Annotated in this window: 17 protein-coding genes; 7 read left to right on the forward strand and 10 right to left on the reverse strand. The window is 50.3% G+C overall.

The features are described 5' to 3' along the window. The first annotated feature begins 113 nt into the window (after positions 1 to 113). Positions 114 to 1,091, forward strand: a complete 978-nt coding sequence (locus ACNT1W_RS18200; protein WP_419245968.1) for a DUF1852 domain-containing protein — start codon at positions 114 to 116, stop codon at positions 1,089 to 1,091. Positions 1,092 to 1,119: 28 nt separating this feature from the next. Beyond that, positions 1,120 to 2,151: a methionine synthase gene (locus ACNT1W_RS18205; protein WP_026142445.1), complete on the forward strand. Its 1,032-nt coding sequence runs from the start codon at positions 1,120 to 1,122 to the stop codon at positions 2,149 to 2,151. Between the two features lie 68 nt (positions 2,152 to 2,219). Here the strand turns inward: ACNT1W_RS18205 and ACNT1W_RS18210 are convergent, their stop codons facing one another. Then, positions 2,220 to 2,831, reverse strand: a complete 612-nt coding sequence (locus ACNT1W_RS18210; RefSeq protein ID WP_112362535.1) for an NAD(P)H oxidoreductase — start codon at positions 2,829 to 2,831, stop codon at positions 2,220 to 2,222. Positions 2,832 to 2,932: 101 nt separating this feature from the next. Between ACNT1W_RS18210 and ACNT1W_RS18215 the strand changes: the two genes are divergently transcribed. The 3 genes from ACNT1W_RS18215 to ACNT1W_RS18225 all read left to right on the forward strand — a co-directional run bounded on the left by ACNT1W_RS18215 (position 2,933) and on the right by ACNT1W_RS18225 (position 6,279). Next, positions 2,933 to 3,856 (forward strand): LysR family transcriptional regulator, encoded by a 924-nt coding sequence (locus tag ACNT1W_RS18215; RefSeq protein WP_419245969.1) that lies wholly within the window; start codon positions 2,933 to 2,935, stop codon positions 3,854 to 3,856. Positions 3,857 to 4,161: 305 nt separating this feature from the next. Continuing rightward, positions 4,162 to 5,457: an MFS transporter gene (locus ACNT1W_RS18220; RefSeq protein WP_026142446.1), complete on the forward strand. Its 1,296-nt coding sequence runs from the start codon at positions 4,162 to 4,164 to the stop codon at positions 5,455 to 5,457. A 15-nt stretch (positions 5,458 to 5,472) separates the two neighbouring features. After that, positions 5,473 to 6,279 (forward strand): substrate-binding domain-containing protein, encoded by an 807-nt coding sequence (locus ACNT1W_RS18225; RefSeq protein WP_419245970.1) that lies wholly within the window; start codon positions 5,473 to 5,475, stop codon positions 6,277 to 6,279. On the opposite strand, the gene ACNT1W_RS18230 is transcribed toward ACNT1W_RS18225, so the two are convergent. The 3 genes from ACNT1W_RS18230 to ACNT1W_RS18240 form a co-directional block, all read right to left on the reverse strand. Then, entirely contained in the window at positions 6,254 to 7,153 is a 900-nt protein-coding gene (locus ACNT1W_RS18230; protein ID WP_419245971.1) for a LysR family transcriptional regulator, read from the reverse strand. The two genes, ACNT1W_RS18225 and ACNT1W_RS18230, sit on opposite strands and share 26 nt — an antisense overlap. A 95-nt stretch (positions 7,154 to 7,248) precedes the next feature. Continuing rightward, positions 7,249 to 8,268, reverse strand: coding sequence for an NADP-dependent oxidoreductase (locus ACNT1W_RS18235; RefSeq protein ID WP_419245972.1), 1,020 nt, complete (start codon positions 8,266 to 8,268; stop codon positions 7,249 to 7,251). 60 nt (positions 8,269 to 8,328) lie between these two features. Next, positions 8,329 to 9,111: an SDR family NAD(P)-dependent oxidoreductase gene (locus tag ACNT1W_RS18240; RefSeq protein ID WP_261277543.1), complete on the reverse strand. Its 783-nt coding sequence runs from the start codon at positions 9,109 to 9,111 to the stop codon at positions 8,329 to 8,331. Between the two features lie 185 nt (positions 9,112 to 9,296). Between ACNT1W_RS18240 and ACNT1W_RS18245 the strand changes: the two genes are divergently transcribed. Continuing rightward, positions 9,297 to 9,857, forward strand: a complete 561-nt coding sequence (locus tag ACNT1W_RS18245; protein ID WP_026142447.1) for a TetR/AcrR family transcriptional regulator — start codon at positions 9,297 to 9,299, stop codon at positions 9,855 to 9,857. Between the two features lie 8 nt (positions 9,858 to 9,865). Here the strand turns inward: ACNT1W_RS18245 and ACNT1W_RS18250 are convergent, their stop codons facing one another. The 6 genes from ACNT1W_RS18250 to ACNT1W_RS18275 all read right to left on the reverse strand — a co-directional run bounded on the left by ACNT1W_RS18250 (position 9,866) and on the right by ACNT1W_RS18275 (position 16,890). Continuing rightward, on the reverse strand, positions 9,866 to 11,245 hold the full coding sequence (locus tag ACNT1W_RS18250; RefSeq protein WP_112362540.1) for a sodium:solute symporter: 1,380 nt from the start codon (positions 11,243 to 11,245) through the stop codon (positions 9,866 to 9,868). A 101-nt stretch (positions 11,246 to 11,346) separates the two neighbouring features. After that, positions 11,347 to 12,273, reverse strand: coding sequence for a carbamate kinase (gene arcC / locus ACNT1W_RS18255; RefSeq protein ID WP_419245973.1), 927 nt, complete (start codon positions 12,271 to 12,273; stop codon positions 11,347 to 11,349). A gap of 72 nt (positions 12,274 to 12,345) precedes the next feature. Then, complete coding sequence (locus tag ACNT1W_RS18260; RefSeq protein WP_012145904.1) at positions 12,346 to 13,197, reverse strand: dimethylarginine dimethylaminohydrolase family protein; 852 nt, start codon at positions 13,195 to 13,197, stop codon at positions 12,346 to 12,348. 95 nt (positions 13,198 to 13,292) lie between these two features. Continuing rightward, a complete protein-coding gene (locus tag ACNT1W_RS18265; RefSeq protein WP_012145905.1) occupies positions 13,293 to 14,741 on the reverse strand; it encodes an APC family permease in 1,449 nt (482 codons plus the stop codon). Between the two features lie 108 nt (positions 14,742 to 14,849). Beyond that, a complete protein-coding gene (gene argF / locus ACNT1W_RS18270) occupies positions 14,850 to 15,788 on the reverse strand; it encodes an ornithine carbamoyltransferase (protein WP_112362543.1) in 939 nt (312 codons plus the stop codon). Positions 15,789 to 15,996: 208 nt separating this feature from the next. Then, entirely contained in the window at positions 15,997 to 16,890 is an 894-nt protein-coding gene (locus ACNT1W_RS18275) for a LysR family transcriptional regulator (RefSeq protein ID WP_115184300.1), read from the reverse strand. Positions 16,891 to 17,510: 620 nt separating this feature from the next. Between ACNT1W_RS18275 and katG the strand changes: the two genes are divergently transcribed. Continuing rightward, a complete protein-coding gene (gene katG, locus ACNT1W_RS18280) occupies positions 17,511 to 19,709 on the forward strand; it encodes a catalase/peroxidase HPI (protein WP_012145908.1) in 2,199 nt (732 codons plus the stop codon). The last annotated feature ends 24 nt before the right edge of the window (positions 19,710 to 19,733 follow it).

Raw genomic sequence — 19,733 nt, forward strand, 5'->3', positions numbered from 1 at the left:
CAATGTTAACTTACTGACAACATGAAGACTGACGAATGAGAAACCCAGTAGTTTCTGGTAAATCAAAAAGTTAGATTCAGTTTTCATACCAGAAATCAGGGTGCAAGATCACGATGAACAAAGATTTTACATTTACTATCAAGAGCAGTAGTTTCGATGAAAACTATAACCCTTCAGAAAATACGCGCATCACGACCAATTTTGCCAATTTGGCCAGAGGCAAGAACCGTCAGGAGAACCTGCGCAATACTCTGGTGATGATTGACAATCGTTTCAATACCCTGGCGCATTGGGATAACCCCAAAGGCGATCGTTATTCTGTCGAACTTGAAATCATTTCCGTTGAGATGAATATTAAAAACAATGACCATAGCTTCCCCGTCATTGAGATATTAAAAACCAACATTATTGACAAAAAGACCAATAAGCGCACTGAAGGTATCGTAGGGAATAATTTCTCTTCTTACGTGCGAGATTATGACTTCAGTGTGTTGCTGTTAGAGCACAATAATAACCAAGCCGGATTTAGCATTCCAGATGACTTTGGCAACTTGCACGGGAATATATTTAAATATTTCGTCAATTCAAATGAGTACAAAGATAACTTTAAAAAATCACCGGTAATATGTTTAAGTGTTTCAAGTAAAGACACCTATTACCAGACTGGGAATCAGCATCCTGTATTAGGCATTGAATACCAGCAAAACGATTCTTCTTTGACTGAAAAATACTTCAGCAAAATGGGCCTGCAGGTCCGCTATTTTATGCCGAAAAATAGCGTTGCGCCTTTGGCATTTTATTTTTCTGGTGATTTACTTAGTGATTACACCGTTCTTGAACTTATCAGTACCATCAGCACGATGGAGACGTTCCAAAAGATTTATCGCCCTGAGATTTACAATGCAAACTCTGCAGCCGGACAATACTATCAGCCGGCCCTGAATCACCAGGATCATTCATTAACAAAAATTGTTTATGACCGTGAAGAGCGTAGCCAGTTGGCTATTGAGCAGGGGAAATTTACTGAAGAACACTTTATCAAACCCTATAAGACTATTTTTGAGCAATGGTCTGCTCACTGCGCGCTTTGATTAACCAAAAAATAAAAGGTCATCCATTTTGAAAATATTATTACCTACTTCGACTGCCGGCAGCTTACCCAAGCCTTCCTGGTTGGCACAACCAGAGACACTTTGGTCACCCTGGAAATTGCAGGATGAGGAACTGATTGAGGGTAAACAAGATGCCCTGCGCTTGTCCCTGGAAGATCAACAACGGGCAGGCATTGATATTGTCAGTGATGGCGAACAAACGCGCCAACACTTTGTAACTACCTTTATTGAGCACCTGAGCGGCGTTGATTTTGAAAAACGGCAGACGGTCAGAATTCGTAATCGCTATGATGCCAGTGTACCGACAGTCGTCGGTGCGGTGGCCCGTCAAAAGCCGGTGTTTGTTGAAGACGCCCGGTTTTTACGTCAGCTAACCAAGCAGCCGATTAAATGGGCCCTGCCAGGCCCAATGACGATGATAGATACGCTTTATGATAGCCACTATAAAAGCCGCGAAAAACTGGCCTGGGAATTCGCTAAAATTCTCAACCAGGAAGCCCGAGAGTTAGAGGCGGCCGGTGTCGATATTATCCAGTTTGATGAGCCGGCATTTAATGTTTTCTTTGATGAAGTGAATGATTGGGGGATCGCCGCTTTAGAAAGAGCCATCGAAGGGCTTAAATGTGAAACGGCCGTGCATATCTGCTATGGATATGGCATCAAAGCCAATACCGATTGGAAAAAGACGCTGGGGTCAGAATGGCGGCAATATGAAGAAGCTTTCCCCAAACTGCAGACATCCAATATCGATATAATCTCACTGGAATGTCATAACTCGCATGTTCCAATGGACTTGCTTGAACTGATCCGCGGTAAAAAAGTAATGGTAGGCGCCATTGACGTGGCAACCAATGCCATAGAAACACCGGAGGAAGTCGCCAATACTTTACGCAAGGCACTGCAGTTTGTTGACGCCGACAAGCTCTACCCTTCAACCAACTGCGGCATGGCCCCGTTGTCTCGTCGGGTAGCCACAGGCAAGCTCAATGCGTTAAGCGCAGGCGCGGAAATCATCCGCAGAGAACTCGCCGCTAAATAACCCCGCCAAATTAGAAAAGCAGGCTTCTCCGGAAGTCTGCTTTTGGTATTTTAGCCAGGCGCTAGTGCTCAGGCTTCACTGGTTGCTCTCAGAGAACTGACAACCTCACGCGCTTCGGCGAACAGTTTTTGGTAGTGGGCTTCACCGTCGGTGATCCCCTCCTCCACGCCAATCGTATTATAGAGAAAATCGATCCTTGCATCCTCCACACCCAGATAGGCCATGCTGCCATTAATGTAATCGGTCATGTTCTTTTCCCAGCCGTACTTAATGAATCCTGACTGTGAACCGCCCACCAAAGCCAGCCAGCGGATCTTTTTATCCTTCAGGCCACTCCCTGCGCCGTAGGCCAGACCATAGTTCCAGACGCGTTCCAGATAACCTTTAAGCATTGCCGGAAAGGCATACCACCATACGGGGAACACCAGAACCAGTGTGTCCTTATCCTCCAGCTCATTGAAAAGCCGATGCACTTCTTCAGAATAGGTTTTCTGCGGATTATCCCAGTCCGGCTCATCTTCCACCCTGAGTATCGGATCAAAATGGCTGCGGTAGAGATCAAGGCTGGAAACATTGTAGCCCTGACGCGCCGCTTCGCTCTGCATCTCACCCACCACCTGCGCGGTTAAAGAATCGGGACGCGGATGGGCCCAGATAAAGTAAATATTATTTAATTTCATATAATTACCCTAATTATCCGTGAAAGAACTATTACTTTACGGCCGCAGGATAGTTGTGTAAAACGTAGTATTTGAGATGGGTTATTGAGGAAAATTCACTAATGCAGCCGAACTTTTCAGACTTTGCTTCGTTTATTGCCGTCGCACGCTACAAAAGTTTTCGGGAGGCGGGTGATGAGCTGGGGTTATCCGCCTCCGCCATGAGTCATTCCATCAAGCAGCTGGAGCAGAGATTAAAGGTCCGTTTATTCAATCGCACTACTCGCAGCGTGGCGCTGACTGAAGCGGGATTAACCCTTTTTGAACGGCTGCGCCCGGTGTTTGATGAATTCAATACCATACTCGACGAAATGAATTGCTTTCGCGATGCCCCAATGGGCACTCTGAAAATCAATACTTCACGCCTGGCCTCACGTCTCTTTCTGTTGCCGATAATCGCCGGATTTAGCCGCAAATATCCGGACATAAAAGTGGAGATCACCACCGATGACAAGCTGGTGGACATTGTCCGACAGGAGTTCGATGCCGGGATCCGCCTGAATAACCGGGTAGAAAAAGACATGATTACCGTCCCTATCGGGCCGAAAATCAAACTGGTGGTGGTCGCCACGCCTGAATACCTTAAGCATCATCCCGCACCGACGCATCCGTGCGAGCTGATTCATCACCAAAGCGTCATTTTTCGTTTCCAGAGCGGCCGCCCTTATCTCTGGGAATTTGAAAACCCATCAGGGAAACTTGAAGTGGCTCCGGTTGGGAATATCATGCTCGACGATATGGATTCAGCGCTTGAGGCGGTTCTGCGCGGAGCCGGGCTGGGCTATCTCTATTACGAACAGGTGAAAGAACATCTGCAAAGCGGCAAGCTCGCCAAGGTCCTGGACGATTGGCTCCCCGAACGCCCATCCCTGCAACTCTATTATCCTAATCGCCAATATATGTCCGGCCCATTACGCGCTTTTATTGACTACATGAAAGAGACGCAGAGATCGGCTGAAAATAGTCATCAGGATAAGCAAATCTGATCGCGGCAGTGAGTTTACCAACCTATGAGCTCCCTCCTGTATCTCCCTCTCAGCATTTTTCGGTCCTTTCCCCTGTATGAGGCTTGTCACAAAACGCGCATGAAGTTTTAGCGTCCAGCGAACAAGTCAGCGCAGGGGAATCATTGTTAACGACCCGTTACAGCTTATCGCATTCAATTGTTAACGTTGATTCATGCGGCAAACGCATCAGCTGATGCGTTTATTGCGCTTATTTACTTTATTGACCTGATCCAGTCTGCAGAAACAGGCGCAGTAAAAGCGTCAATGACAAACTGGAGATTAAGATGCATTCCTCTAACGCCCCCATGACCCGCCGGGCCAGAATCAGCGCGATACTGCGAGTTACCTCTGGCAACTTTCTGGAGCAGTTTGATTTTTTCCTGTTCGGGTTCTATGCCACCTACATCGCCCATACCTTTTTTCCGGCCAGCAGTGAATTTGCCTCGCTGATGATGACCTTCGCGGTCTTTGGCGCGGGCTTTTTGATGCGTCCTATCGGTGCAATCGTGTTGGGTGCGTACATTGATAAAGTCGGCAGACGTAAAGGGCTGATTGTTACCCTGTCGATCATGGCCGCCGGGACCTTCCTGATTGTACTCATTCCGTCCTATCAGACGATCGGGATCTGGGCGCCGTTGCTGGTGCTGGGCGGCCGTTTATTGCAAGGCTTCTCAGCCGGTGCTGAACTGGGTGGCGTATCCGTTTACCTGGCCGAGATTGCCACCCCTGGCCGTAAAGGCTTTTACACCAGTTGGCAGTCTGGCAGCCAGCAAGTGGCCATTATGGTGGCTGCGGCGATGGGTTTCGCCCTGAATGCCGTCATGGAAGAAAGCGCCATTCGCGAATGGGGTTGGCGTCTGCCTTTCCTGTTCGGTTGCCTGATTGTCCCTTTCATCTTTTTCCTGCGTCGCAAACTGGAAGAGACCCAGGAGTTTAACGCCCGTCGCAACCACCTGGCGATGCGCGAGGTGTTTAAAACCCTCTTGGCAAACTGGCAGGTGGTTATTGCCGGCATGCTGATGGTCGCCATGACCACCACCGCGTTTTATTTGATCACCGTGTATGCACCGACGTTCGGTAAAAAAGTGCTGATGCTAAGCGCCTCTGACAGCCTGCTGGTGACCTTGCTGGTAGCGATATCCAACTTCCTCTGGCTGCCGGTTGGGGGCGCTCTGTCAGACCGTTTTGGTCGTAAACCGGTCCTGATTACCATGGCCCTGCTGGCACTGGTCACTGCGTATCCGGCACTTGGCCTGCTTGCTGAAGCCCCCAGTTTCTCCATGATGCTCACGGTGCTGTTATGGCTCTCCTTCATCTATGGGCTCTACAACGGTGCCATGATCCCGGCGTTAACCGAGATCATGCCGACGGAGGTCCGGGTTGCCGGTTTCTCACTGGCCTACAGCCTGGCGACCGCTGTCTTTGGCGGATTTACACCGGTCATTTCTACCGCACTGATCGAGTACACCGGCGATAAGGCATCCCCCGGCTACTGGATGAGTTTTGCTGCGCTATGTGCATTGCTGGCGACATTCTATCTGTACCGTCGCAGCCCATTATCTTTACAAACAGCCGCTTAAATCAGGGATTGCGTCATGCAAAAAATCTATCGTTCATTGCTCGCCACGTTGATGATTTTCTCTGTCAGCACGGGAGTACAAGCTAAAGAAGTGACCGTCATGATTTCAGGTGGCTTTAAAGCCGCACTGGAAAAACTGGCGCCACAGTTTGAAGCAAAGAGTGGCGACAAAATCATTTTGGTGTCCGGCCCCTCGATGGGTAATACGCCCCAGGCGATCCCAGCACGCCTGGCTCGCGGCGAAAATGCCGACGTGGTGATTATGGTGGGCGATGCGCTAAAAAAGTTGGAAAAGGATAACTGGATCCAGCCGGGTTCGCGCGTGGAACTGGCCGACTCGCCGATTGGCATGGTGGTCAAACAAGGTGACCCTAAACCCAATATCAAAAATGATGCAGAGCTGCGTAATACCCTGCTGCAGGCTAAATCCATTGCCTATTCTGACAGTGCCAGCGGCAGATATGTCAGCAGCCAGCTGTTCCAAAAACTGGGTATTGAAGACCAGGTGAAGGAGAAAGCGCATAAGGTTGAACGCATTCCGGTGGCATCCGAGGTGGCAAAAGGAAAATATGCGCTAGGTTTCCAGCAGGTTAGTGAACTGCTCCCTGTCCCGGGCGTAACCTTTATTGGCGAACTGCCTGACAATGTCCAGTACATTACCCGTTTTGCCGGTGCGGTCACTGCCAAAGCCGAACACCGTCAGGAAGGCAAAGCGCTACTGGATTTCCTGTCTTCCCCGCAGGCGCAAAAAACCATTCGCACCACCGGGATGAGAACCGTGAAGGCTGAACAACCGGCTAGGCAGAGTGATACTGTTCAGTGATCAATTTTTCCAGCTCAGCGGCAAGATAGGATTGCATACGTCCGCTGCGCCGGATCAGGCCGACGGTGCGCTTGACAACCGGGTCGGTCAGCGGCAGGTGAGTCAGCACCGAATGATCCGATCCCGGCATAGACATAGCGGGTACGGCGGCAATGCCGATACCCGCCTCAACCATGCCCAGCAGGGTCGTCACATGGCGGGTTTCGCAGAGGCTGGGACGCTCAGGGATGATATGCGCCAGCATCTGATCGAGCAGATTGCGGTTGCCGGAGGTTTTATCCAGCCCCACATAATCCTGCTGATAAAACTCGCGCCAGGTCAGGCTTTTTTTAGTGGCCAGAGGGTGATCGCACCTGCAGGCGGCCACATAAACATCCCCAATCAACGGCAAAAATTCGATATTGGGTTGCAGGTTTCTCGCAAAACAGATGCCGAAGTCGGCCTGCCCGCTGGTAACCGCTTCGATGACATTGCCTGCACTGCTATCGATAAGCTTAACGCGTACGCGGGGATAGCGAGCCTGGAAGCGGCGAATCACGTCGGGCATGAAGTAGTAGGCCGCTGAAGGCACCGTGGCGACGGTGACCAGGCCCGTTCTGTCCTGACTGACTTTATTGATATCTGCTAATACCAACTCAACGTTCATCAATAGTTGATCTGAACGCTCGGCGAAGGTCTGTCCATAAAGGGTTAGCGTGACACGTCTGGTGGTTCTATCGAACAGCTTAATGCCCAGCGCGGATTCCAGCTTCTCTATCCTGCGGCTCAATGCTGACTGAGAAAGGCAGATGGACTCCGCGGCAAGCCGAAAATTGCCGTATTCAACCAACGCGCGGAAGGCGTAGAGATCGTTGAGATCAAAATTTACGGGCATAGTGACAGGCAATCCTTTCGGCAGCGGCAAGGGTTTAAAGGAAAGATGATAGCCACTTATCCGACAACGGCAACACGGCAGCATAGAATAAGGAATTAATCCTGCATCTTGATAACCACTTTTCCCTTTGCATGTCCCTGGGCAAGGTAGGCAAGCGCCTCCTTTGTTTGAGCAAAGGGGAATACCTTGTCGATCACGGGTTTGATTTGTTCGGTTTCTACCAGTTTACCTATCTGGCTGAGTTGATCACCTTCTGGCCGAACGAATAGAAACGTATAGGTCAAGCCCCGCTTTTTTGAAAGACGCATAATATTGCGGCTCATAAGCCTGAAGATAAAAGTCAGAAAGAAATTTAACCCTCTAGCCCGCGCAAATTTGACATCTAACGGCCCGACGAGAGAAACAATACTTCCTCCAGGCTTAAGGATCTGGGTGGATTTTTCAATCATATCTCCCCTGGTGGTGCCAAGTACCACATCATAGCCAGCCAATACTTTTTCGAACTCTTCTTTTTTATAGTCAACGACTTCGTCAGCCCCCAGGCTCCTCACCCATTCGATATTGCCCGTACTGGTTGTCGTCCCCACGGTTGCGCCCAATTGCTTCGCCAGTTGGATAGCAACGGTGCCTATTCCTCCAGAACCTGCCGGGATGAAAACCTTCTGACCAGGCCGTAGCCTGACACGCTCGGTCAGAGCTTGCCAGGACGTAAGGCTAACCATAGGGAGCGAAGCCGCCTGCACAAAATCCAGATTTGCCGGTTTTATAGCCACAGCGCTCTCAGGCACCACGGCAAATTCGGCAAGAGACCCCGTTCCCGTATCGAAGATGCTGGCGAAGATTTCATCGCCTGGGGAAAAACGAGTCACGCGACTTCCCACGGCAATAACAACCCCAGACAGATCGCTACCCAATGTTGCGGGAAGCTTAAAATGCAGAACCGGCTTAAATATTCCGGTTGGGATCATATTGTCGATTGGATTTAGGCCCACAGCGTAAACTTTAGCCAAGACTTCATTAGCCTTGAGCGAAGGATAATCTACGTTATCAAACCCTAATTCAGGAGATTTACCGTAACGCTTAAACGTGAAGGCTTTCATCGTCTTATTATTCATTTATTTTTCCCCTGCCGTGCAGGCAGCTGAACGATTGTTCTGAGCAGGACCCTTTATTGTCTAAAGGGTTTTATATCGCTCTGCGGCTTCATCTTGTTTGATATCCGATAGCAGGGTCTGACGCGCAGCATCGAGGTTGTCCCAACGTGCGGCATTCTGCAAAGGTGGGATGGTAACGAGTTCACGCCGATCAAACCCAACCAGGGCTGCATCAACCAATTCGCCCACTTCCATCATTTGGGGCAAAGCGTTGGTGTCGATACCTGCACGTTGCCAAATTTCCGTATAAGTCCCGGCAGGGAGCACTGCCTGAACATAAATCCCCTTCTGCGACAGCTCAATATTCATGCCCTGAGACAGGAACAGGACAAAGGCTTTGGTTGCGCCATAAACCGACATTGCAAATTCAGGGGCGAGCCCGACGACGGAACTGATGTTGACGATAGCGCCCTCGCCGGCCAGCACAAACCGTGGCGTCACAGCATTAGCCAGTCGGGTTAAAGCCGTCACATTAAGCGCGATAAGCTGCTCAATTGAATCAGACGTCTGCTCTATAAAGCTGCCCGACTGCGCGATACCCGCGTTATTGATAAGAATGCCTATCCGCGTGTCATCACGTAAACGAGCTTCAACAGCCGCTAAATCATCCGCTTGCGTGAGGTCAGCAGGCAGAACGTCGACGGCAATACCGCTTTCTTGTCTCAACTGCTCGGCAAGGCTATCAAGTTTTGTCTTGTCGCGGGCGACCAGAACCAGGTCATGGCCCCGGCGTGCGAACCGTTCAGCGTATACGGCGCCAATGCCTGTGGAAGCGCCTGTAATCAGAACTGTTGGTTTGGTCATGAAATACCCTTCTTTATCAATGAGTAAATAAAATTCGCAAACTGCGATGTCTGTAGAACCCTGATTGCGGTGGCTAACGGGACTATCGTAATGATGATGATCGTAATCTAAAAAGTCAATCCGTTTGATTACGATCATCATCAATGTATACTTACGACATGAGTTTTAGGAGAAGAGGCAGAGCAATGAGGGTTTCTAAAGAGCAGGTTCGTGCAAACCGAATACGTATTGTTGAAACAGCTTCAGCGTTGTTTCGTGAGCGAGGCTATGACGGCGTGGGTGTAGCAGAGCTGATGTCTGCGGCAGGTTTAACTCATGGCGGGTTCTATAAGCACTTTGCTTCCAAGGCTGATTTGATGGCGGAGGCGATGAGCTGTGGTTTTACGCAATCCGCAGAAAATACGGCGGGTGTGAACCGGGAACAATTTGTTGAAAACTATCTCTCCCGTCAGCATCGTGATGATATGGGCAAGGGTTGTGTGATGTCGGCACTAGGTACTGATACGGCGCGCCAATCTGAATCGATTAAGGCGACGTTTGCGGCTGGCATTGAACGTCAGCTGGCTCTGTTAGCCAATGAAAATGGCGAGGGTGACTTAACGCGTGCCGACCTGATCGATACCATCGCACATCTTGTCGGTGCTCTGGTGCTGTCCCGCGCCTGCCCTGATGACTCCGCGCTGGCAGATGAGATTTTGGACGTTTGCCGCTCCCGAATTCTCAGTAAGGAAGCCCACGAGAATTGAGTTTCCGATTAATTCTGCGGGGTTGGTGTCCGAAAATCAGGCCATAACAGGCTTATTGTCACGAAGGTCACCAGATTCGCCAACAGCCCGTAATAGGTCACACTGTTAGCCTGCATTCCGTATCTGGCCATAAAATAGATGATGATGACAGCACTGGACACCATTGCCGATATCGCCCCGGTGGTTGAAGACCTTTGCCAACAAATGGCTCCAATCAGGGGGACCAACAGCACGCCAACCAGAATGGTATAAGCGACAGTCAGCGCAGTAATAACATCGCCAATCAAACTGGCGATGATCAGTATAGTGAAACCAAAGGCTAGGGTTGCGCAGCGATCTGTTTTAATTGAACATTTTTCTTTCTTAAATAAAGCGGCATAAATATCATAAACAAACAGGGTTGAGGTCGCCATCATGCAGGCGCTGGCTGTAGACATGAGTGCCGCGAGTGAAGCAGCAATGACAATCCCCCGAAGGCCTACGGGAAGCACCGTCTGTACGGCGCTCATGAATACGGCATCCGGGTTGCCAATATCGGGCAAAAACACCCGACAACTCATGCCGATAACTGCCCCCATCACGCCCCAGACAATACAATAAACCCCGGCGACGAAGCCTCCCCAGCGAGCAACGCCGGCACTTCGTGCGGTAAACATGCGTTGCCAGATGTCCTGCCCGATAAACATTCCCAGGCAGTAGATTAAAAAATAAGTAACGATATTCGGTAAGCCAATATTGTTCAGAGAGAAGAAACCCTCGGGTAAAATATCCTGCATATTTTGCCAACCACCGGCATGAATAATACTGGCAGGCATTAAGATAAAAAGTATTCCGACCGTCATCATAATAAACTGAAAAATATCAGTCATGGTTAATGACCACATCCCCCCCAGAAAAACATAAATAACCACCACCCCGCCACCGATCCAGATGGCATACAGAAAGGGGATGCCCAACAAAACCTCGATAATGCTGCCTATGGCGATAATGGAAGTAACCGCAACCATTAGGTCATAGACCATCATAATAGCCGCTCCCAACAAACGAACACGGGGACGATAACGGATTGCCAGAACCTGAGTTACGGTGTGCAAATTGAGTTTCAACAACGGGGTAACCAGAAACAAGCTCAGACCAATGAGCCCCATTCCCAGGCTAGTTGCCAGCCATAACCCAGAGATACCATATTGATAGCCGAGTCCCATACTGCCCATGGTTGCCGCACCGCCAAGTACCGTCGTGGCCATAGTCCCGGTGAACATCAACGGCGCGAGACGCCTGCCCGCCACGGCATAATCATCTCGCGTTTTTGCGCGCTTCCAGCCCAGCCACCCCACGCCTAACACCAATAACAAGTAAAGCCCAATGAGGGAGAGATCAATAACCACAATTGTCTCCTTTGCCATGTCGCTTTGGCTGATGGCCCGGAATAGCCGCGGTGCCAATATCTGGTACACCCATGTGTAATCAACGAGCTTTAAGGTGCTCGTCAGTGAAACGCCACGCCATCAATATCTTTATTGATCAAGGTTCCCGCCCGTCCATCGACCATATCAACAATATCCTCCAGCGATCCGATCACTGCCGATCTGCCACTATTGATAGAAAACTCACACGTAGCCTGGATCTTGGGCCACATTGAACCTGCCGGAAAATCCATTTCAAGCAGTGCGTGTGGATTAGCGGCTTTAATTGCTTTGCTGTCCGCCGTGCCAAAATCAGTGAAAACTCTGCTGACGTCGGTCGCGATAATCAGTAAGTCAACATCCAGCTGCTGAGCCATCAGGCTGCAGCAACGGTCTTTGTCTATAACGGCCTCCAGCCCACGGCTTTGCGAACTGAGGATGGTGACCGGGATACCGCCACCGCCGCCGGCAATAACAATCACGTCATTGTTTACCAGCGTGCGTAATGTCTCAATTTCGACGATCGCCAATGGCTGTGGGCTGGGAACAACGCGGCGGTAATATTTACCATCCGGTTTTATTATCCAGCCTTTTTCCTGCATTAATTTTTTGGCCTGTCCTTCGTTATAGACCGGCCCAATAAATTTATTGGGTTGTTTGACTGCAGGATCGTTGATATCAACCTCTACCTGAGTCAGCAAACAGGCAACCTGCCTGCCGGGCATATGATTACGTAGCTCCTGCTCCAGCATGTAACCAATCATCCCCTGGCTTTCCGCGCCCAAAACATCAAAAGGATAGGGCTCAACTTTATCGGCGTAGGACTCAGACTGCAGTGCTAATAATCCTACCTGTGGCCCATTTCCATGGCTGATAATTATCTGGTGTTTGCCATCCAGACGGGAAATAGCTTCACAGGCTATAACGATATTTCTCCGCTGGTTTTCCGCAGTCATGGCTTCCCCACGTTTTAATAGCGCATTGCCGCCTAATGCTATAAGTATTCTCATAATTATCCTCTCCTGTTCCCTGACAGATAAGAAAGGGGAAGCCCTACCCTCCCCTTTAGAAGGCTGACTATTTCATGCCCGTTCTAATGGGAAAGTCATGCAGTGAGGCCCACCGCCACCTTTGAGAATTTCCTCCAATTCAATTTCAATGGTTTTAATTCCCAAAGCAGCAAGTTGCTGGTTGGTCTCTTTATTATTTTTGAAGGTCAGTACCCGGTCATCACCCAATGCCTGCAAATTACAATGATGGCGGAATACCCCCTGTTGCGGAACATCAATCAGGGTGAATTTTCTTCTGGCAAGCAGATTTAAAAACTCATCGGGAAGCGCGGCTTTGCAAACGACCGCGACTTTCTCTGCAACAATATTAAAGCACATGTCCAGGTGAAGATTTTCACGCTTACAGAAGATAGGTACCATGGTGTAACCCAGTTCCCACATCTGGCGTTCAATGTTCTTGTAGCCGTCATAGTCCGTTCTTGCCACCACGCCCTGAGCAATAGTGTGCTCATCTATCATCCAGAAATCACCGCCCTCAAATGCCCCACTGGTACAGCGTGCAACGCAGGGGATACCAAGCTGTTTCATCTTGGCCTCATAAGTTGCCGTTTCCCCCTGCCGGCAAGGTTCGCGGAACCTCCCCATAATGAAGCCTTCCGCGACGCAGGCACCGAAATCGCGCGCATAAACCTGATAAGGAAGGTCAGGATCAGGATCCATCAATACCACTTCAACGCCGTTTTCACGATAAGCCTGAACCAGCGCATCATGTTCGCGCCGAAATGCGCTAATATCGGCTGACTCGCCTTTTTCCAGCCAGTCTTCAGTAATGACATTAATAGGCTGGAATGAAAAATGTTTTGGTGGACATAATAAAACCTTCTTCAGTCTATTAGTTGCATTTTTTACATAGCTTCTTTCCATTTTTAACCTCTTAATTATCTTTATTTCACAAGATACATTCAGGGTATTTTCATCGATATGAGTACAGAATTAATCCGAATGCCTATATTGAGTAGTCAGTCTTTTTTCACTATTTCGGTAGGAATATTTTCCAGTATCAATTTGGCCTGTTCTTCTCCGGAAACAGATTTATCCCGCAACAAATAGAGGATCATGCCAATCACCAGCAGCACACCCAATAGAAGATGCTCATAGGGCCACTTAAGCGACGCCGGGCTGCCAGGAACCAACATGGCCGCAGCCATAAGCAGAGTCACAATGGCCCCCACAGCCAGGGTGAATTTTCCTCCCGGAGTGGGAAGTGGGCGCGGAAGCTCAGGGCGCAATTTCCGCAGTCGCATGACGGAAAACAGCGTTGACCCCCACAAGACGATATAGGAAAAAGCGGCCACGGTGACCAGTGGGAGAAACACGGCTTTACCCAGCAGACAGGCAGAAGCGGCTATTAATGAAACGAAAAGGATGGCTACCGTTGGCGTATGGTAAACCGGGTGCAACCGGGAAAAAGCGGCCGGAATTAAACCCACCTGGCTCATATACATGAGTAAACGGGTTGCGCCATAAAAACAGGCGTTATAAACACCCACGACTCCGCAGCAAGCAGCCGCCGTTAATACCAACCCCCAAACTGGCGTACCTGTCACTATTTCTGCTGCATGAGCAAAGGGGATATCCATGGTCATCAGGCTTTGCCACGGCACAATGGCCGAAGGAACCAGCATGGTAATCAGATACATAAAGGTGGCGATGACCAGAGAGATAATCAAAGCGAGAGCGGTTTTTTTACGGCTTAGGCTGGCAGAGGCTTCTTCCGCCCCCTTGGCTATGGTTTCCCATCCGGCAATAGAAAATGGCAGGAGCGCCAGCAGAGCCACCACGCCGGCAAAGGTCGGTTTGCTCTGTAACGGGCTGAGATTTTCAAGGTTGATATAGAATGAACATGCAATCAGCGAGACGATAACCAGGGTTAAAACAGTCACTGTAATGACCGTCTGTAACGTTGATGAAAGTTTTACCCCCCGGTGCTGCATCATGCCGATCCCCGCGACAAGTAACAGCCCGATAATCAATAATGGAGCACTGACCGCAAACCCGCCGACCTCATAGAGAATCGCCGCACTCTTCATGGAAGGCAGCAGGTAGCCCAGCATGGTGGTGATCGCCAGCGCTTCCCAGGCGCATAAAATGATATTCACCAACACGCCGAACCATCCGGCAATCATCGCGGCAAAACTACCGAAGGCAAGGTAAGAATACGCAGCCTCTCCGCCTGCCAACGGAACCGCCGAGATGGCTTCCAGATAAGCCAGCGCCAGGGGAAGCTCAATGAGAAGGCAGAGCAAAATGGCCAGTGCCGCATTGGATGGGCCACCGGCGGTGCTTAGCCAGGTGCCGGTAAGTACCAACCAGGAAGCACCAAACACGCAGCCAATACCCATCCCCAAGAAACCATTGAAGGTAATGGCTTTTTTTAGATGTGTTTTATTCTCCACAGATTGGCTCATAACAAACTCCTTAGTGAAGTACGGATGGCGACTAAAAGTAGAAGTGATATCTGACGGCATTACGCGGAGGAGCCAGAATTTTGGCTCCCTCGCCTTTGAGCCGGAATGCTAGACCGCCGTAGCCACCATAACGGCCTTCACGGTGTGCATGCGGTTTTCACCCTGATCCCACACCACGGACTGTGGCCCTTCAATGACTTCGTCTGTCATATCTTCGCCACGGTAACCCGGCAGGCAATGCATGAAGACCGCCGTTTTACGCGCTTTCGCCATTGCCTGGGCGTTGATCTGGTACGGCATAAAGTCTTGAATGCGTTTTTCTTTCTGGGCTTCGTTTTCACCCATGCTATGCCAGGTGTTGCCATATACCACATCAGCTCCACGCAGCGCCTCGTCGAAGTCCCGGGTCACGATGACTTTGGAACCGCTTTTCGCCGCGTGTTGCTGCGCACAGGCCAGAATTTCCGGTACGGGTTCGTACCCTTCAGGGGCAGCAACGTAAATATCCATTCCCATCATGCCGCAGCCGATCATCAGGGAATGACAGACGTTATAGACATCGCCGGCATAACAGACTTTTACCCCTTTCCATTCACCAAATTTTTCTTTAATGGTCAGAAGGTCGGCCAGCCCCTGGCAAGGATGTTCCAGCGCCGTTAACGCGTTAATCACCGGATTTTTCATGTATTGCGCAAACTCCTGAACAATTTCCTGTCCATAAGTTCGGATATACAAACCATCAAAATAGCGATCAATAATGCGTGCGGTATCTTTAATTGGCTCGCCACGGCTGAGTTGCATTTCATCCGGTCGCAGATAGATAGACTGAGCCCCCAGCGCCGTTGCGGCGGCATGGAAGGAATTACGGGTACGCGTAGATTTTTTTTCGAAAATCATGCCATAGGTACGCCCACGTAAATATTCATGTGGCTCACGCATGGTCCATTTGCGTTTTAAATCGGTTGCCAGCTCGACCAAATAACGGATCTCTTCCGCTGTATAATCCTGCATGGCAAGATAGTGTCTGGCGCGAAATTTATCTCTCATTTCATATCCCTCGATGTTTGGTAAAACGCCCATTTTACGGATAGCAGCATTCCAGCCACTGTACCCATCTGAATATTTACTGATGTGCCACTGAGCGTAAGACTGAAATACATAGCTAACAATAGATATAAAACAAAGCTGACTTTATCATTTATGAATGTTTAACCGGAAAGCGTTGTAATATAAGTATGCATTATTTTTAGTAGGGTCATCCATGTTCCAGAAGAATGTCAGAAACCAGGGCTTCGAGTGCTTCATTATGCGGGCGACTTCGGTTAAGAATAAGGCAGTGAGTCACCTCATAGCTTAATTCTTCAGATTTCAGCAAGTACATTTCCTGTTTATCAACCCACTGCTGAGCATAATGTTGCGGCAGATAGCCAATGTGTGTCCCTGCCAAAACCAGTAAGGCGACAGCCTCCATCTGGTGGGCCGTGGCAGTGATTAGTGGCGGCATTACAGGCACTAAATCCGACGGCATCAGATAGCCACGCTTCACCCAACTGAAGCGCAGTAAGTCCTCGGAGGTCACTTTTGATGATAAATACAGCGGATGGTGCTTTCCGCAATAGATTGAAATTTTTTCACTGAAGAGATCGATATACTCAAGGTTTTCTAATCTGTGTCCAATATAAGATATCGCCGCATGCAGTTCGCCGCTGATAATTTCTTGTTCAAGTTCCGTTGGTGATTTAATAAAAACCTGCAGACTTACCTCATGATTACGCTGATAAAAACGTCTTATTGCCTCAACTACTTTTGCTTCGGGCAACGTCAATGTGCTGTCTAACAGACCGATCATTAACTCGCCGCGTAACCGCCCTGAAAGGTTATGAACCTGTAAAACAAAAGCATCTAATTTGGCGAACAGTTGTTGTGTATAACACAGCACCTGTTCCCCTTCCGCTGTCAGACTGAATCCTTTTTTACCCCGTTCACAGAGGCGAAAGCCCAGACGCGTCTCCAGAGTCGACATACATGTACTGATGGCGGACTGGCTCATATTCAGCTGTGCCTGAGCGGCCGAGAATCCATTACACTGCACTATGGTCAAAAATATCTGTAACAATCGGATATCAACGTTATGAATATTACCAAGCATGACCCCTCATTATATAATGAGTATAATTAACTCAATATTCAAACTCCTCTTTATTGGGTTCCAGAATTGGCTGAAAGCAAAATCCCTGGTTTCGATGTTTATTATCAATGCATAGATTTATTTAGTGATGGTGGTGGGCACTGACTAATAAATTATTTTCATCCTGTTTAATCGGCAAGTCAAAAAATACATATATTCAAAGCTGATAGTTTAGACCCGTGCAGCAATTATAGGGGGAATAGCCTATAGATAGAGGACGAATGATTCCATTTGGCTGGCAGGTGATAATGCTATTTTTGACTATTCGATAAACCCGTCCGGCCTTATCACCATAAAGACCCTATCAATTAATACCATTTCAATAGCCATAGACTATTACAACATTCAACCATTCCTATTTTATCTATCTGCATCCACTGACTAAGCTTAGAACTGAGTGTCAGTGCGAGCCCCATCAGCGGTTGGCGAAGCCTCATTTCTTATTATTTAAAATCAGTTGATTAGACAAACCATTAGCGCAACACCCGACGCGAGCATTAGCCCGCGATATCAAGCTAACGGCTCCCCAGGGACTGCAGACAGGGCCTGGCGAGCGAACTTACAGAAGCAGAGAGCGCATCATGACAACTGAAAGCAAATGCCCATTTTCGGGTGGCGGTAAACCGAACACGCCACGTCGTGGCCCTTCGAATCAGGACTGGTGGCCCAACCAACTCAGCCTGAAGCCACTGCACCAGCACTCCTCCCTCTCCGACCCGATGGACCCTGACTTCGATTACGCCAAAGCCTTTAACAGTCTGGATCTGGCCGCCGTTAAACAAGATCTGCACGCCCTGATGACCGACTCACAAGAGTGGTGGCCGGCAGACTTCGGCCACTATGGCGGCCTGTTCATTCGTATGGCCTGGCACAGCGCCGGCACTTATCGTATCGGCGATGGCCGTGGCGGCGCAGGTGAAGGCCAGCAACGTTTTGCACCGCTCAACAGCTGGCCAGACAACGTCAGCCTCGATAAGGCCCGACGTCTGCTGTGGCCAATCAAACAGAAATACGGCCGCAAAATCTCCTGGGCCGACCTGATTGTCCTGACCGGTAACGTCGCACTCGAATCCATGGGCTTTAAAACCTTCGGCTATGCGGGCGGCCGCGCCGATACCTGGGAGCCGGATGACGTCTATTGGGGGTCGGAAAAAATCTGGCTGGAACTGAGCGGCGGCCAGAACAGCCGCTACTCGGGCGATCGCGATTTGGAAGATCCGCTGGCAGCGGTGCAAATGGGCCTGATTTACGTTAACCCGGAAGGGCCGGACGGTAACCCGGATCCGGTCGCTGCCGCCCGTGACATTCGCGAGACCTTTGCCCGAATGGCGATGAATGATGAAGAAACCGTGGCGCTGATCGCCGGCGGCCACACCTTCGGTAAAACTCATGGCGCAGGCCCGGCCTCGCATGTGGGTGACGATCCGGAAACCGCAGGTCTCGAACGACAGGGCCTTGGCTGGCAGAGCAGTTTTGGTACCGGTAAAGGTAAGGACGCCATCACCAGCGGTCTGGAAGTCACCTGGACCACCACGCCGACCCAGTGGAACCACGACTTCTTCAAACACCTGTTCGAATACGAGTGGGAACTGACGCAAAGCCCGGCAGGTGCCCACCAGTGGGTAGCCAAAGACGTTGGCGAGACCATTCCCGATGCGTTCGATCCGGCAAAGAAACAGCGCCCAACCATGTTAACCACTGACCTGTCGCTGCGTTTCGATCCGGCATACGAAAAGATCTCGCGTCGCTTCTATGAACATCCTGACCAGCTCGCAGATGCTTTTTCCCGCGCCTGGTACAAGCTGACCCACCGCGATATGGGGCCACGCGCCCGCTATCTCGGCCCGGAAGTGCCAGCCGAAGAGCTGATTTGGCAGGATCCGATCCCGGCCGTCGATCATCAGTTGATCAACGATCAGGATATCGCCGATCTCAAAACCAGCATCCTGACTTCCGGTCTGCCGATCTCGGTACTGGTGTCCACCGCCTGGGCTTCAGCCTCCACTTTCCGCGGGTCAGACAAGCGCGGCGGTGCCAACGGTGCGCGCATTCGTCTGGCGCCGCAGAAGGACTGGGCAATCAACCAACCGGCGCAACTGGCGCAAACGCTGGCCAAGCTGGAAGATATCCAGCAGGCGTTCAATAATGCCCAGTCGGGCAACAAACGCGTCTCGCTGGCAGATTTAATCGTGCTGGCCGGTGCCGCGGCGGTCGAACAGGCGGCAGCCAACGCCGGTCATCCGGTAAGCGTGCCCTTCACTCCGGGCCGTATGGATGCCACGCAAGAACAGACCGACGTCGACTCCTTCGAAGCGATGGAGCCGGTTGCCGATGGTTTCCGTAACTACCTGGAGCGCCAGTTCAACATTCCGGCCGAAGCCTTGCTGGTCGACAAAGCACAATTGCTGACGCTGACGGCACCGGAAATGACGGTACTGGTGGGCGGGCTGCGGGTGTTAAACGCCAACGTCGGCCAGAGCCAGCACGGCGTGCTGACCCAACGACCGCAGGCACTGAGCAACGACTTCTTCGTCAATCTGCTTGATATGGGCACCACCTGGAAAGCGGCAGGCGAAGATGGCGTGTTTGAAGGCCAGGATAGCCAAACCGGCGCACTCAAATGGACGGCAACCCGCGCCGATCTGATCTTCGGTTCACATTCCCAACTGCGCGCGCTGGCGGAAGTCTATGGCAGCTCGGACGCTCAGGCGAGTTTTGTATACGACTTTGTCGCCGCCTGGAATAAGGTGATGAACCTCGATCGTTTTGATCTGGCCTAAGTAATAACAGCAGTAACGCAGCCT

The organism is Serratia sp. NFX21 (assembly GCF_048517035.1).
Classification (GTDB): Bacteria; Pseudomonadota; Gammaproteobacteria; order Enterobacterales; family Enterobacteriaceae; genus Serratia; species Serratia quinivorans.

Coding starts and splice junctions, on each gene's coding strand:
- argF (WP_112362543.1), bottom strand. CDS start 15,788: ATGAGAGATAAATTTCGCGCCAGACACTATCTTGCCATGCAGGATTAT.
- ACNT1W_RS18220 (WP_026142446.1), top strand. CDS start 4,162: ATGCATTCCTCTAACGCCCCCATGACCCGCCGGGCCAGAATCAGCGCG.
- arcC (WP_419245973.1), bottom strand. CDS start 12,273: ATGAGAATACTTATAGCATTAGGCGGCAATGCGCTATTAAAACGTGGG.
- ACNT1W_RS18245 (WP_026142447.1), top strand. CDS start 9,297: ATGAGGGTTTCTAAAGAGCAGGTTCGTGCAAACCGAATACGTATTGTT.
- katG (WP_012145908.1), top strand. CDS start 17,511: ATGACAACTGAAAGCAAATGCCCATTTTCGGGTGGCGGTAAACCGAAC.
- ACNT1W_RS18200 (WP_419245968.1), top strand. CDS start 114: ATGAACAAAGATTTTACATTTACTATCAAGAGCAGTAGTTTCGATGAA.
- ACNT1W_RS18215 (WP_419245969.1), top strand. CDS start 2,933: ATGCAGCCGAACTTTTCAGACTTTGCTTCGTTTATTGCCGTCGCACGC.
- ACNT1W_RS18235 (WP_419245972.1), bottom strand. CDS start 8,268: ATGAATAATAAGACGATGAAAGCCTTCACGTTTAAGCGTTACGGTAAA.
- ACNT1W_RS18260 (WP_012145904.1), bottom strand. CDS start 13,197: ATGGAAAGAAGCTATGTAAAAAATGCAACTAATAGACTGAAGAAGGTT.
- ACNT1W_RS18225 (WP_419245970.1), top strand. CDS start 5,473: ATGCAAAAAATCTATCGTTCATTGCTCGCCACGTTGATGATTTTCTCT.
- ACNT1W_RS18230 (WP_419245971.1), bottom strand. CDS start 7,153: ATGCCCGTAAATTTTGATCTCAACGATCTCTACGCCTTCCGCGCGTTG.
- ACNT1W_RS18275 (WP_115184300.1), bottom strand. CDS start 16,890: ATGCTTGGTAATATTCATAACGTTGATATCCGATTGTTACAGATATTT.
- ACNT1W_RS18210 (WP_112362535.1), bottom strand. CDS start 2,831: ATGAAATTAAATAATATTTACTTTATCTGGGCCCATCCGCGTCCCGAT.
- ACNT1W_RS18265 (WP_012145905.1), bottom strand. CDS start 14,741: ATGAGCCAATCTGTGGAGAATAAAACACATCTAAAAAAAGCCATTACC.
- ACNT1W_RS18240 (WP_261277543.1), bottom strand. CDS start 9,111: ATGACCAAACCAACAGTTCTGATTACAGGCGCTTCCACAGGCATTGGC.